Annotated in this window: 11 protein-coding genes; 7 read left to right on the plus strand and 4 right to left on the minus strand. The window is 61.3% G+C overall.

Going from position 1 to position 14,573, the window contains the following annotated elements; genetic code table 11:
• Positions 1–544 precede the first annotated feature (544 nt).
• The 3 genes from ACWUKX_RS24690 to ACWUKX_RS24700 all read left to right on the plus strand — a co-directional run bounded on the left by ACWUKX_RS24690 (position 545) and on the right by ACWUKX_RS24700 (position 3,275).
• Positions 545–1,219: a sugar transferase gene (locus ACWUKX_RS24690; protein ID WP_455839870.1), complete on the plus strand. Its 675-nt coding sequence runs from the start codon at positions 545–547 to the stop codon at positions 1,217–1,219.
• Between the two features lie 172 nt (positions 1,220–1,391).
• On the plus strand, positions 1,392–2,600 hold the full coding sequence (locus tag ACWUKX_RS24695) for a polysaccharide biosynthesis/export family protein (protein WP_456009470.1): 1,209 nt from the start codon (positions 1,392–1,394) through the stop codon (positions 2,598–2,600).
• Between the two features lie 72 nt (positions 2,601–2,672).
• Positions 2,673–3,275, plus strand: coding sequence for an acyltransferase (locus ACWUKX_RS24700; protein WP_456009471.1), 603 nt, complete (start codon positions 2,673–2,675; stop codon positions 3,273–3,275).
• A gap of 45 nt (positions 3,276–3,320) precedes the next feature.
• On the opposite strand, the gene ACWUKX_RS24705 is transcribed toward ACWUKX_RS24700, so the two are convergent.
• On the minus strand, positions 3,321–4,583 hold the full coding sequence (locus ACWUKX_RS24705; RefSeq protein WP_029347674.1) for an O-antigen ligase family protein: 1,263 nt from the start codon (positions 4,581–4,583) through the stop codon (positions 3,321–3,323).
• Positions 4,584–4,989: 406 nt separating this feature from the next.
• Here ACWUKX_RS24705 and ACWUKX_RS24710 point away from each other — a divergent pair, with 406 nt between their 5' ends.
• From ACWUKX_RS24710 to ACWUKX_RS24720, 3 genes are all read left to right on the plus strand, one after another.
• Positions 4,990–5,979 carry a TIR domain-containing protein gene (locus tag ACWUKX_RS24710; protein ID WP_456009472.1) on the plus strand — a complete coding sequence of 330 codons (990 nt, stop codon included), beginning with the start codon at positions 4,990–4,992 and terminating at the stop codon, positions 5,977–5,979.
• A 164-nt stretch (positions 5,980–6,143) separates the two neighbouring features.
• Positions 6,144–6,896, plus strand: coding sequence for an SDR family NAD(P)-dependent oxidoreductase (locus ACWUKX_RS24715; RefSeq protein ID WP_456009473.1), 753 nt, complete (start codon positions 6,144–6,146; stop codon positions 6,894–6,896).
• 51 nt (positions 6,897–6,947) lie between these two features.
• Positions 6,948–8,285: a glucoamylase family protein gene (locus ACWUKX_RS24720; protein WP_456009474.1), complete on the plus strand. Its 1,338-nt coding sequence runs from the start codon at positions 6,948–6,950 to the stop codon at positions 8,283–8,285.
• A 136-nt stretch (positions 8,286–8,421) separates the two neighbouring features.
• On the opposite strand, the gene ACWUKX_RS24725 is transcribed toward ACWUKX_RS24720, so the two are convergent.
• Positions 8,422–9,858, minus strand: a complete 1,437-nt coding sequence (locus ACWUKX_RS24725; protein ID WP_456009497.1) for an aldehyde dehydrogenase family protein — start codon at positions 9,856–9,858, stop codon at positions 8,422–8,424.
• Between the two features lie 265 nt (positions 9,859–10,123).
• Between ACWUKX_RS24725 and ACWUKX_RS24730 the strand changes: the two genes are divergently transcribed.
• Complete coding sequence (locus tag ACWUKX_RS24730; RefSeq protein ID WP_456009475.1) at positions 10,124–11,155, plus strand: hydroxyacid dehydrogenase; 1,032 nt, start codon at positions 10,124–10,126, stop codon at positions 11,153–11,155.
• A gap of 30 nt (positions 11,156–11,185) precedes the next feature.
• On the opposite strand, the gene ACWUKX_RS24735 is transcribed toward ACWUKX_RS24730, so the two are convergent.
• Both ACWUKX_RS24735 and ACWUKX_RS24740 read right to left on the minus strand, forming a co-directional pair.
• The gene (locus ACWUKX_RS24735) at positions 11,186–11,668 is read right to left on the minus strand and encodes a hypothetical protein (protein WP_456009476.1); all 483 of its coding nucleotides are present in this window, start codon (positions 11,666–11,668) and stop codon (positions 11,186–11,188) included.
• A 103-nt stretch (positions 11,669–11,771) separates the two neighbouring features.
• Positions 11,772–14,573: a nitrate reductase gene (locus ACWUKX_RS24740; protein WP_456009477.1), complete on the minus strand. Its 2,802-nt coding sequence runs from the start codon at positions 14,571–14,573 to the stop codon at positions 11,772–11,774.

A 14,573-nucleotide genomic window follows, 5' to 3' on the forward strand; every position in this document is an offset into this window, starting at 1 on the left:
CCTTCGCCATGCGAGCTTGTTGAGGCCGCTCGCTTATTTGGCCGGTTGCTTCCGGCCTTCCCACGCTGTCCATACTCTGACAGAAACAATTTGCAACTCTATTAAGGTGTGCAATAGCGGGCAAGGCCAACCGCAAATTATTTTGGATAAGTTCGCGGGATCGACTCTGCCATGTTGCGATGCACACATCGGCATCGCGACCAATCACTCGGTATGGACTCAATCCAGTAAGAGCTACAATATTAATCAGTACTTTACTTTAAAGTCGCTCTATAATTTACAAAACTACAGCACGACAATGCTCAAAGACGCGGCACAAAGAGCGATACGCCGCAAATCAGCCTCAAAAAGGCACTAAATTTTTCAATATTGCCCAAAATTTGCCTCGAACTCGCCACAAAGGCCAAAATTTGTGCAGGATCGGTTTATTATTTAGTCAATTCATGACGTGATTATTTCAGGCGCTCAAGAAATTGTGTGTTGCGATGCAGCATTTTTTTGATATCGTGCGGTAAACCATCCGTTCAACGTATGGAGTTTACGCATGAGGGACGCAGCCAAGCCGGCCGACGCGAATTTTTCGCAGGCCGGTATCGATTTTCCACCGATCGGCGGCCTGCTCAAACGCAGCTTCGATATCGCCGGTTCACTGATTGGCCTGGTTGCTCTCAGTCCACTGTTTGTAATGGTCGCGCTGCTTGTCAAATTTTCCGACGGCGGGCCGATTTTCTACGGTCACAGCCGGATCGGTCGGGGAGGACGGATTTTCCCGTGCCTCAAGTTTCGCACCATGGTTCAGGATGGCGAACGGGTGCTGGCGGCATATCTTGCCGCCAACCCGGAAGCCAACGCCGAATGGGTAGCCACCCGCAAGCTCAAGAACGACCCGCGCGTCACGCGCGTCGGGGCCGTGCTGAGGAAGCTCAGCCTCGATGAACTGCCGCAGATCATCAACATCCTCCAGGGTGACATGAGCCTTGTCGGTCCTCGCCCCGTGGTGCGAGACGAGCTCGAAATTTATGGCAGTTCGGCCGTTTATTACCTGAAATCGCGCCCCGGACTGACCGGACTCTGGCAGGTCAGCGGCCGCAATGACGTTTCCTATGACAGCCGCGTCGCATTCGATCGACACTATGTCGAGAACTGGTCGCTGGTAGAGGACATTCGCATCATCATCAAGACCGTGCCTGCCGTCTGGATGTCGCGGGGCTGCTACTGACCGGCCGGGAGCCGGTTCTGTGTGGAAGAGTGACTGTCCAGATGCCAACCATTCTGCAGCAAGTTTCATCGGGCGGGGCTAAAGCGGATCGGAAAACGTACAGTTGAAAACAGATATCTTCGAAATCTCCTGCGCCGGCATTGCTAGCAATCGCATGCGGCGGATGCGGCTTATGACCATTTGCCTCGCGCTGGCGCTCACCATTCCCCAACTCGCCGCCGCCGATGAGTATCGCCTCGGATCGCAGGACAAGCTGACCATCCGCGTGGCCGAATGGCAGACCGTTGAAGGCACGTTCCGAGACTGGACGGCCGTCAACGGAGAGTACACAGTCGGCCCGGCCGGAACATTGTCCGTGCCGTTCGTCGGCGAAATGCCGGCATCCGGCAAGACCACCTCCGAGATCGCGGCAGCGATCGGCCAGGCGCTCCAGCGCAAGCTCGCCCTGGCGGACCGGCCGGAAGCCTCCGTCGAAATGGCGGAGTACAGGCCATTCTACATTTCCGGGGAGGTCCAGACGCCTGGCCAGTATCCCTACGTGCCTGGTCTGACCGTCCTGAGGGCGATGAGCATCGCCGGCGGTGTCCGGCGGGCCCCCGAAGGACAGCGGTACGACCGCGACATGATCAATGCCAAGGGCGATTTTGACGTTCTCGAAGACCAACGGGTCCGGCTGATCGTCAGGCGCGCGCGCATCGAAGCGGAGATGGCGGACAAGCCGACATTCGACGTGCCGAAGGAGGTGGCCAACGATCCGAAGGTGGCAAGCGTCGTCGCGGACGAGATGGCGATCCTGACGGCCGATCAAAAGAAGCTTAAACTGCGCCTTCAGGCGCTCGACGATTTGAAGAAGCTACTGCAGAGCGAGATCGATTCGCTGCAGAAAAAGATCGTCAACCAGCAGCGGCAGGTCGACCTGGCAAAGGAACAGCTCAGCGGCATCGGCTCGCTGGCGCAGAAAGGCCTTGTCGTCAACACGCGGGTTCTGACTTCGCAACAAACGATCGCCGACCTGGAAGGCCAGATCCTGGATTACGACACGGCCATCCTTACCGCCAAGCAGTCGATCAGCAAGGCCAATCAGGATGCCATCGACCTGGAAAACACTCAGAATGCGAGCCTCGCCGCCGACCGGCAACAGGTAGAAGCCGATCTCAGTGCGACGATGCTCAAGATGAACATGCAAACCGGCCTGATGGCCGAAGCCATGTCGGGGAACCCGGCGTTACAACGCTATCGCGACGGCGAAGAGCCAACGATGTCCTTTGCCCTGGTTCGGGTGGTCGACGGCAAGACCAGCGAAATTGCCGCCAGTGAAGACACGCCCGTGCTGCCCGGGGACGTGATCAAGGTGAAGCTGGCGCCAATGGCTAGCCAATAGAACTCGAGCGATCGAATACCCCAACGTCAGCTGACGCTCAAAGGGAGCGTCATGCCGAGGCCGTCCGCATAGATGCACGCTTCTCGGCGAGAAGTGCCAATCGGTGGGGGAAGCGTGGTGAATATCTATCGTGCTAGAAGGTATATTAAAGGCGCAATAATTACATTCATTTGGGCAGTGAGGGGTATCGAAATATCCGATCGAGTTTCGGTACTTGGTGTCTCGCCTCATATAGCAGGAAAAGGCAATTTTAGATTTGGCTCTCGCGTTTCGTTTCGAGGGCTTGGGTCACGTTCCTGGTTTCATGCACGCCGGAACGCAAGTCTGTCAATTGGCTCTAGATCTTTTATAAACAGCGGAGTTACGATCGACGCATCTGTCGCAGTAAGCATCGGAAAAGGATGCCTTATTGGCGATTCGGTTGTAATCCAAGACTCAAACTATCATGAGGTCGAAGAGGGTGCCGGTGTTAAAGCGAAAGCTGTCCTGATTGGGGATAATGTTTGGATAGGCCGAAATTCAATAATCCTGCCTGGGGTCGAAATCGGGGATCATAGCGTAATTGGAGCCGGCTCTGTGGTCACCAAAAGTGCACCCCCGCGAAGCCTGGTTGCAGGAAATCCCGCCCGAATAATTCGCGAAATTGTGGCGCCCCAAGATTACATTCGTTTTTGACGGTAATTTTAACGAACGAAATCAAGGTGACATTCTGCGCTTTTCTTAGCCCTTTGCGGTTTCTGGTTCCGCGAGGCTCGCCGCCGTCCACCGAGGGCGGGCGACAGGCACCTTCACCAGTTTGAAGTAGCTGTAATACAGAAGGAAGGAGCCCATAATGTAGGGGTTGAGGGTCTCGACCTCGACGAAGGACCGGATGAACAAAAGCACCATCACGCCGGCAAGAATCACAGATTCGGCCTGCCACGTCCTGAATATCAACGCCGATATGTGGCCCCACAGCGTGCGCACGATGATCAGCGAAATCAGCGTCGCCCCGACATAGCCAAGCTCGACGAGCGCTTCGACATAGGTGTTGTGGAAGTGGAAGCCGCTTCGGGTCGTGATGTAGAATTCGTTCCAAAGCCGTTCGGCCTCCGCGAAACCCTGCACCCAGTAGCCCGCGTAGCCGACGCCGAGGATCGGCGCTTGCTGCGCCGCACGCCAGCCCTGCTCCCAGAGATAGGTCCGTCCGGTGAGCGTGGAGTCTTTTCCGAAGACGCCAAGGACGAAATCCAGAAGCCCCGCAAAGGCAACCGCGGTGACCGCGACCAGCCCGCATGCGCCGACCAGGAAAATCACCCGTCGGTAGCGGAGCGAAAGCTTCTTCGCCATGGCAAGCAGAGCGACCAGAGCGAGAACTGCCGGTATCGAAGCCATCGAGGTGGCTGAATGCGAAATGACCAGCAGATAGGCCGACAGGACGAGGACGGGCGCCGTCAAGAAAAGGCTGATCCGGCCGCGCCTGAGAAAGGTCAGCAAGACAACGCAAAAATAGATGCCAAGGGAGGCGACAAAGCCGATCTGGTTCTTGGAGCTGAATGCGCCGACGAAATTATACGTCCCGTCGAGGCCATCATACGAATAACCCCCGACCATAAGCGAGTAGAGCAGGACGAGAAAGATCCCGATCAGTGAGCCTATTGTCAACGTCCGAACGCTGACGGTGCGCGCGGCGATATAGGCGCAGGCGATATGGGAGCAATACTGGATCGCCGTCCTCAACGTGATGCCGGGAGCATCCGACCAGAACACCGAGAGGCAGACGTAGATTGCAAACGCCAGTGGCAGCCACGCGCTGGAGGCATGTCGCAACAGCCGCCGGTAATCTACCATGATCAGGGGAAGCCAGACCGCATAATAGGCCAGGATCAGGATCTGGCCGAAAAGGGAGGAGTAGGAGAACGCCCAAATGGAGATGGCGACAGCAAATGTGCCATAGACCGTGCTCTTCTCCGGGTCGACCAACAGAGATTTTGGTATCTTCATCTCGGTAGCGAATTCCCGTCCATGCAGTTCAATGCCGATTCGCCGCCGCGCCAGGCGCGAACGCTTCCATTGTGCAGTGCAATATAACCCATCCCCTGCAGCCTGTCACCCAAATGAGGCAAAAACAGCCAAAAGGACGCCCCGGGAAGGCGGTAAAAGGCCGCGACAGGCCGTGTGGCAAGAACCGAGCATCCAGGCCGGCTTCTGGCTCCAAACATTGTGAGCGCCTCGGCATCACGGTCAAGAGCCATCGCCGCCGGATTCATGAGAAGCTCGGCATCGCCACCGCGCGGAGCTGTTTTCGCAGTTCTTTCAGCACCGGACCGAAAAATAGCAGCCGGCATTCCTTGCATCCGTTGCAATGAATGAGGCCCTCCGCGTACGCTATGGCGGAGACAACCAGACGATGGCCGCAGGGATAATTGCAGACGCTGGTGGTCCCGATCTGCTGGGCTGGAGCAAACGGATGGACAAACCTCGAATCTTCCTGGGCTCGTCGGGGAAGCAGAAAAAACTGCTGCAGGCGCTGACACGCGGTCTTGAAGACATCGCGTATGTGGAACCCTGGACGACATCCTTCAATCCCGGGACAACCACACTGGAGCGCCTCCTTGAGCTTACGCGTGAAGTCGACTTCGCTGCTTTTGTGTTCGCCCAGGACGACTGGACGAGTGCAAGCCTGACGGCATCACCTGCTCCTGTATCCGCTCAAGCTTCTCCGCGAGACAATGTGGTCTTCGAAGCCGGCCTTTTCGGCGGTGTCCTCGGAATGCGCCGAACGTTTATCCTCCATGCCAACGGCTCCAAGCTTCCAAGCGATCTCCTCGGCCTGACGTCCGTGAGGTACGGCGAAGCGACAACCGCCGCCGAGATGAGAGCGGTCAACCAAAAGCTGCGAAAAGCGATCGAAAATGAGGGCCGCGCCGCCCGAATAGAGGGTCTTTGGTGGCAGTTTTCCCTGTCGGAGCGGACCGTGAAGGAACCTTCCGCGGTGAGCCTCCTGCGTATCTCGCGAGACCGCGATGGTGCGCTGGAGCTAGCCGGCCGCTCATGGCAAGAGAATGGCAGTCTGTCCGCGAGATACTGGAGCGAAGCAGTAAAGGAGAGAAAGGAGCCTGCCGGCATCTTCTATTTTTGGAATGGAGAACGGCCCTTGGACGCGAACGCGTCGCAGTTGTACGGGACAGGAGAGATCCGGCTGGAGTCCGCCGATCGCGCGTCCGGGTACTTCACCACACGAGCCGACACACAGCCAAAACTGAACGCCCGCACCTCCGGTGTCTATCTGCGCGCCGAGCCGGAGGACTTGAGCATCCTGGACGGGCGCGACAACCAGCGACGAGTAGAGCTGATCGCGGAGCGGCTGAACCATTGGAAATCGATCAAGAACGTCTGAACCCGGTGCGCGCGGCGTAACTCCAGCTAGCCCGACCCTCTAGCCCTGCCGCGGCTTTTCCTACCGCCTCGTGGCCCACCATGAACCTGTTCGGAGCTTCAGCCTCTGGCTTGAACTTCTCCGCCATTGACTTCACATTCGCCGCCGATTGGGAGGAAGAGCACATGCCGATGAGTTTTGCGGGACGGTTTGCCGGGCGGTCGGCCGTGATCACTGGTGGCGCGTCCGGAATCGGCCTGGCTGTCGCGCTAAGAATCGCTGAAGAGGGCGGGCGCGTTTGCGTCTGGGATCGCGACCCCACCCAGATCGAGCAGGCCAAGGCTGTCATTGCCGATTTGCATAGCGTGACTGTCGACGTCGCCGATGCCGTGGCGGTCGAACAGGCCGCCCGGCAGACGATCGATGCCCTTGGCGCGGTCGATATCCTGGTCACCAGTGCGGCCATCACCGGACCGAACATGACGACCTGGGACTATTCGGTGGAGGATTGGCTCCGGGTCATCGACATCAACGTCAACGGCGTCTTCTACTGCAACAAGGCGCTGGTTCCGCACATGCTCGAGCGCGATTACGGCAGGATCGTCAACATCGCTTCGATCGCCGGCAAAGAGGGAAACCCGAATGCCTCTGCCTACAGCACCTCCAAGGCGGCGGTGATCGGCCTGACCAAGTCTCTGGGCAAGGAACTGGCCAAGACCAAGGTGACGGTGAACTGCGTCACGCCGGCGGCGGTGCGCACCGCGATTTTCCAGCAGATGAGCCAGCAGCACATCGATTTCATGCTGTCGAAGATACCGATGGCGCGGTTTGGCGAGGTCGAGGAGGTGGCGGCGCTGATCTCGTGGATCGCTTCCGAGGAATGCTCCTTCACCACGGCCGCCGTTTTCGACGTTTCCGGCGGCCGGGCCACCTATTGAAGCAAGTCGGGCGATCTACCGCCAAGGCCGCCAGACTGGAGTTCCCGTCGCTTGCTTAGGGTCGTACCTCGACTGTCCGACGAAGACCTGCTCGACCGCTTCCAGTGCGCGGCCTTCGGCTATTTTCTGGAAACCGTGAATCCGGAGAACGGGCTGGTTGCCGACACCTCGCGGCCAAATTGGCCGGCAAGCATCGCGGTCGTCGGCTTCGCCCTGTCCTGCTATCCGGTCGGGGTCGAGCGTGGCTGGATGACTCGAGATGCAGCCGTAAAGCTGACGCTTGCCGCACTGCGCTTCTTCTGGAACAGCCGGCAAGGCAATGGCGACGACGTCACCGGCCACAAGGGTTTCTATTACCATTTCCTCGACATCCGGACCGGCCTGCGCACCTGGCGATGCGAATTGTCGATGGTTGACACTGCGCTTTTGATGGCTGGCGTGCTCGTGGCTGGCGCCTATTTCACGGGCGACAATGACGAAGAAACCGAAGTCCGCGAACTGGCGGAAGTCCTCTACCGGCGCGTCGACTGGCGATGGGCGCAAGGCAGCAATTCGACCTTGCGACAGGGCTGGAAGCCGAAGAGCGGCTTTCTGCGTTATGGCTGGGAAGGCTACAACGAAGCGACCATGCTCTACGTTCTGGCAATGGCCTCCCCGGACAAGCCAGCCTCGGACGACAGTTATGCCGGCTGGACGGCGACATATCGATGGGAAAACATCTACGGCTACGACGTGCTCTATGGCGGTCCGCTGTTCATGCACCAGTTCTCGCATGCCTGGATTGACTTCGACGGCATCCGGGATGCGTTCATGCGGGAGAAGAACTCGGACTATTTCGAAAACAGCCGCCGCGCGACCTACCTTCATCGGGATTATGCGCGGCACAACCCCTCTGGCTACGACGGCTACGGCGAAGGACTTTGGGGCCTTTCGGCGGGTGACGGACCCGGCAACTTCCGCGCGAAGATCGAGCGGCGACCGCGCAAATTTTCCGGCTACGCGGCGCGCGGCGCACCGTTCGGCCCCGACGACGGAACGATAGCGCCGTGGTCGTATCTCGCATCGCTGCCCTTCGCGCCGGAAATCTGCCTGCCGGCGCTGCGCCACCTCAGAGAACGCCACCCTGAGGTGGTCGACAGTTTCAGGGTGCCGAGCGGTTTCAACCCGACGCTGGCGAACCGGCGGAAGTTCGGGCCGAGCGGCTGGATATCGGATGCGCATTACGGACTGGACCAGGGTATCGTCGTGCTGATGATCGAAAACCACCGCTCGCGCCTGATCTGGGACCTGATGCGGTCGAGCCCGCACATCCGTCGCGGCCTGTGCAAGGCCGGGTTCAGCGGCGGCTGGCTATCGCAGCCGGCGAACCCTAAGGACCGTGCTGAATGACGGCTACCGCCCAGCTGTCGCTGTCGTGTCGGACACTAAGATGTCGCCCTTCCCAGCAACTCGCGCTTGCTGGGAAGTGCGTCACTGGCCTGCTCGCATGTTCGATTTCATTTGGCCCGGCAAGTCACCGTCATGATTAGCCGGCGAACGTGTAGGCGGTCTTCACCGTGGTGTAGAACTCCGCCGCGTAGCGGCCCTGCTCGCGCGGGCCGTAGCTCGATCCCTTGCGGCCGCCGAAAGGCACATGGAAATCGACGCCCGCCGTCGGCAGATTGACCATCACCATGCCGGCCTCCGAGTTGCGCTTGAAATGCGTGGCGTGCTTGAGGCTCGACGTGCAGATGCCCGACGTCAGCCCGAACGGCGTGTCGTTGGCCACCGCCAGCGCCTCGTCATAGTCCTTGACGCGGATGACGTTGGCCACGGGCCCGAAGATCTCCTCGCGCGAGATGCGCATGGCGTTGGTGGCTTGCGTAAACAGCGCCGGTTGCAGGTAGAAGCCGCGGGTTTCGCGATCGAGCCGCTCGCCACCGAAGGCCAGGTCGGCGCCTTCCTGGCGGCCGATGGCGATATAGTCTTCGTCCTGTTTCAACTGGCTCTGGTCGACCACCGGTCCGATCTGGGTTTTGGCATCGAGAGCGTCGCCGACGGCCAGCTTGCCCAGGCGATCTTTCATCGCGTCGACGAAGCGGTCATGGATGCCGTCCGTCACCACCAAGCGGGACGATGCCGTGCAGCGCTGGCCGGTCGAGAAGTATGCGCCATTGATCGCGCAGTCGACGGCGACGGCAAGATCTGCATCGTCGAGCACGACAAGCGGGTTCTTGCCGCCCATTTCGAGCTGGAACTTGCGCATGTGCTCTACGCTGGCGGCAGCTACGCGCTTGCCGGTGCCGACCGAGCCGGTGAAGGTGATGGCATTGAGGTCAGGGCTATCGAGCATGGCCTGGCCGACCACCGAACCCTTGCCCATGACGAGGTTGAGCACACCCTTAGGCAGGCCGGCGCGGTGCAGGATGTCGACAATGGTCCAGGCGCTCTCCGGAACCAGCTCGGCCGGCTTGAAGACGATGGTGTTGCCGTAGGCCAGGGCTGGTGCGATTTTCCACGCCGGGATGGCGATCGGGAAATTCCACGGCGTGATGATGCCAACGACGCCGACCGCCTCCCGTGTGATCTCGACACCGACGCCGGGCCGCACGCTTGGAACCAGCTCGCCAGACAGGCGCAGCGCCTCACCAGCAAAGAAATCGAAGATCTGGGCGGCCCGCACGGTCTCGCCAATGCCCTCGACCAGCGTCTTGCCTTCCTCGCGCGCCAACGCCCGGCCGATTTCGTCTTTTCGCGCCGTGATCTCGTCCGACGCCTTCTTCAGCACCGCATGGCGTGCCAGCAGGCCCGATCGGGACCATGCCGGAAATGCCGCTTTCGCCGCCGCTATTGCCTGCCGGGCCTGCTCGGCGTCCCCCGACGCATATTCGCCGACCACGTCGTCGAGATTGGACGGGTTGATGTTGCGGGAGCCGGCATCGCCCACCCACTCGCCATCGATGAGGTTCTTTCGAAACGGGATCATGTCGCTGTCTTCCTTGTCGTCCTTCGATTGGCGTCTATCTGGACCACCGGCCGCCACATCGCAAGGCCGCCGGCGGCAAAGTTCTCCTCCTCGACAGGCATGTGCTAAGCAGGTTTCGGAAAAAGTGTCGCGCGGTTTTCCGAATAAAACCTGCGACAAACAAGAACCTAGGCAGGCGAAGCCCCCAAGCCTGCTTAGGTGTCGAGGCGATAGAAGTTGATTCTAGTGTGGTGCGACGTGGATCGTGCCAGGAGGAACTGCCATGTCCGACAGCGCGTTGCCGCTGGTGATCAGCGCGCCCGAGCCACGCACGCTGGACCTGATTTTTACGCCCGAGGCACTGGCGAGATTCCGCGCCAGATACCGTATCGTCGAAACGTCGCCCGAAGGCGTCGCGGCCCTGCCGGCTGATGTGCTCGCCGAGGCGCGCTACATTGTCGGCCAGCCGCCGATCGCGCCGGAGACGCTCGACAAGATGCGAACGCTGCGCTGCGTCTTCAATGTCGAGAGCAACCTCATCAACAACATGCCGTATGACACGCTTTTTTCGCGTGGCATCCATGTCGTCACTACCGGCCTCGTCTTTGCCGAGCCGGTGGCCGAGCTAGGCCTTGCCATGGCGCTCAATCTCGCCCGCGACATCGTCGACGCCGATCTCGCCTTCCGGCAGGGCAAGGAACTTTGGGGCGGCGACAGCAACCGGACGGCGCGACTTCTCTCCGGCGCAGATGTCGGCATCATCGGCTTCGGCGACCTCGGCCGCGCGCTCAACCGGCTGCTGTCAGGCTTTCGCACGCGGACCAAGGTCTTCGATCCGTGGCTGCCTCCATCAATCCTGATCGAGAACGGCGTCGAGCCGGCTTCGCTCGACACGGTTTTGTCGACCAGCGATTTCGTCTTCGTCGTCGCTTCGGTGACCAGCGAAAACCAGGGTTTTCTCGGCGCCGAAGCCTTTGCCAGAATGCGCAAGGGAGCCGCCTTCATCCTGCTCAGCCGTGCCGGCGTGGTCGATTTTCCGGCGCTGATGGACGCCGTTCGCAGCGGCCGCATCGTCGCCGCCAGCGACGTATTTCCGGAGGAGCCGTTGGCGCAGGATCATCCCGTGCGCGCCCTGCCCGGCTTCCTGCGCTCCGCCCACAGGGCCGGCGCGCTCGACATCGCCTTCAAGCGCATGGGAGACATGGTGCTGGAAGACATGGACCTGATCGACCGCGGCCTGCCGCCGATGCGTTCGAAGCGGGCCGAACGTGAGACCGTTTCGCGCATGCGTTCGAAGCCGGTCGACAAGAATTGAGCCGTTAAATCCAGCGCCTGCATCGGTTTCTCAGATTGTGAACGACCAAAACAGGCAGGCCAGCGTCGCTGCGGCGAAGACCGCGAAAAACAGGCTTCTCAGCAGGACGTTACGGCGCAGCTCGTTCATGAAGAGATGGCAGCCGACGATGGCGACGACAAACAGGAACCGCCAGTTCAGCGCCGGCAAGATGTTGCCCCGATCGAAAGCCCATCTGGCGGCGAGACAGCCAATGATGGCCGCGAACAACACGATGACTGTCCAGAAGATCGCATCCGCGGCGTTCGTCAGGACGACGCTGGCGGCTCTGATCGGCAGGATCATCATGAGCAGCGCGCTGAAGAAGTAGACTGATGCAAGCGGGATAAACGTTCCGGCATCGGCGACGTCGTCCAGGCGTTTTGCGCCGATCGCACCATAGGGATAGCCATGCCTGGCCACTGCCAGGCTGAGCGCCATCAGCAAAGCCGTCAATATGGCGACCAATGCGAATGAAGTGAGGGCTTTGCTCATAAGGGTCCTGTTCGGAACGAATCGAATAAGGACGTTGGTAGCCCATGGTTTGTAAATTGCTGGTAAGCGTCGAGGCTCGGCGTGACAGAGTTTCTCGACGCCCTCACTCCGCCGCTTGAAGGCGTCGCGCCTCAATGATGGTCCTGATCTCGGCGCGGCAAGAGCCGCAGTTGGTGCCGGCATGCAGGGTGGCGCCGATCGCCTCGACGCTGGTGCAGCCGCCGCGTACCGCCTCCGCGATCTGATTGGCGCCGACCCCGAAACAGGAGCAGACGACGGCGCCACGATCGACGGTATTGCCGCCCGGCCGCCCGGCTACGATCGCCAGCCGCCCGCGCCGATCGGCATGGTCCACACTCAACTGCTCCACCGCCCAGCTGCGCGACACCGCGACCGGCTTGGGCGCAAGATAGAGCGCGCCAGCCAGCCGGCTGCCGGCGAAGCGGGCAAAGCGATAGTGCCCGCCGGCGACATCATGATAGGCGAGCGTCTCGCCTTGCGCGTCCGCGCCAAAAAGCGAAGCTGCGAAAATCGACCAATCCCGGCCAGCTTCCAGTGCAAGCTCGAGACGCCAGCCGGCGGCGCAACGGGCGAGGCTCCAATAGTCGGCGTCGATCGAACCCGGCCGTTCGGCAAGCACGGCGAAGCCGAAGGCGGCGGCAGCAAAGCGTTCCACGCGGGCGGCAACATTCTTCGAGGCCGGCTGGCCTGAAATCGCATCGGTGATGGGCGCCACCAGTGCATCGACGCGAGCACGCGCTGAGAACTGGTCCGTCCAGTGCATCGGCACGAAGACTGATCCCGGCCGCTGCCGCGCTGTCACCAGCGCACGAACCAGCACCTCGCCGTGCACAGTCGAGACGCGCACGATGTCGGCATCGCCGATGGCGAGGTGCTGCGCATCCAGCGGATGGATTTCGGCGAAGGGCTCGGCCATGTGCTGCGACAGCCGCTGGCTCTTGCCGGTCCGCGTCATGGTGTGCCAATGGTCGCGAACCCGCCCGGTGTTGAGGATCAGCGGATAGTCCGGGCTGGTGCGGATGTGTGCGGTCGGGTGGATGGCGATGAAACGCGCCTTGCGGTCGGGCGTGTAGTAGCCGCCATTGGCGAAGAAGCGGATACCCTCCCCCTTGAGGGGAGGGTCGGCGAGCGAGCTTTGCGCAGCAAGGCGAGAGAGCCGGGGTGGGGTCGGAGAGGCTCCACGGACCCCACCCCGTCCCGCTTGTTTCGCTTCGCTCAACGCGCGCCCCGACCCTCCCCTCGAGGGGGAGGGTGAGGCCGGTGCTGGCCATTGGAATGGCGCCAACTCCTCGTAGGTCTCCGCGTCAACACCGGCGTACGCGCCTATATCAAAATCGCGGGCGCCGTCATTCTCGAAGGCCGACAGCGCTGCATGTTCAGCGAAAATCGCGGCCGGCGACGCATACGAAAACGCCTCGGCGATCCCCATCCGCTTGGCCACTTCGGCGATGATCCACCAATCGGCTCTTGCCTCGCCCGGCACCGGCAAAAAGGCGCGTTGGCGCGAGATGCGGCGCTCCGAATTGGTTACGCTGCCGTCCTTCTCGCCCCATGCGGCGGCGGGCAGCCGGACATGGGCGTGGCGGACCGTGTCGGTCATGGCCAGCACGTCCGACACCACGACAAAAGGGCAGGCCTTGATCGCCGCCTCGACGACATCGGCATCCGGCATCGAATCGACCGGGTTGGTCGCCATGATCCACAGCGCCCGGACACGCCCGTCGGCCACCGCCTGGAACATCTCGACCGCCTTCAAGCCGGGTTTTTCGGCGATGGCCGGCGCGCTCCAGAAGCGCTGCACGCGGCTGCGGTGTTCGGGGTTTTCGATCTCCATATGGGCGGCCAGCATGTTGGCCAGGCCGCCAACCTCGCGGCCGCCCATGGCGTTGGGCTGGCCGGTCACCGAAAACGGCCCGGTGCCGGGCTTGCCGATGCGGCCGGTGGCGAGATGGCAATTGATGATGGCGTTGACCTTGTCGGTGCCCGAGGACGACTGGTTCACGCCCTGGCTATAGACGGTCACCGTTTTCGCCGTCGCGGCAAACAGGCTGTAGAAGCGGACAAGCTCGTCCTCGCCGAGGCCCGTGGCAGCGGCGATGCCGGCAAGGTCGAGCGCGGAAGCGGCAATCGCGTCGTCAAAGCCGGTCGTGTGCGCTGCGATATAGGCGCGGTCCAGTACGCCGTGTTCGCCAAGATAGGCGAGCAGGCCCGTGAACAACGCGACGTCGCCATCGGGCGCGATCGCCAGATGCATGTCGGCGATATCGGCGGTCATGGTGCGGCGCGGGTCGATCAGCACCACCTTCATCTCGGGCCGCTTTTCCCGGGCCGCGGCGATGCGCTGGTAGAGCACGGGGTGACACCAGGCGAGATTGGAGCCGACCAGCACGATGAGGTCGGCGACTTCCAGATCCTCATAGCTGCCCGGCACCGTGTCGGAGCCGAAGGCGCGACGGTGGCCGGCAACTGACGAGGCCATGCACAGGCGCGAATTGGTGTCGATATTGGCCGAGCAGATGAAGCCTTTCATCAGCTTGTTGGCGACATAGTAATCCTCGGTCAGCAACTGGCCGGAGACGTAGAAGGCGACCGAATCAGGGCCGTGCTCGGCAATAGTTTGCGAGAAAGTCGAGGCGACGAGGTCGAGCGCCTCGTCCCAGCCGGTGCGGCGACCGTGGATCTCCGGGTAGAGCAGCCTGCCGTCGAGATCGATCGTCTCGGCCAGTGCCGAGCCTTTGGAACAGAGCCTGCCGAAATTCGCCGGATGGTCAGGGTCGCCGCGGACGGTCACCCCGCCATCCGCGGCAACCTTCGCCAGCACGCCGCAGCCCACCCCGCAATAGGGGCAGGAGGTCCTCACCTCGCGTGCTTGGTCGATCTTCAT

This window comes from Mesorhizobium sp. f-mel, assembly GCF_053850215.1.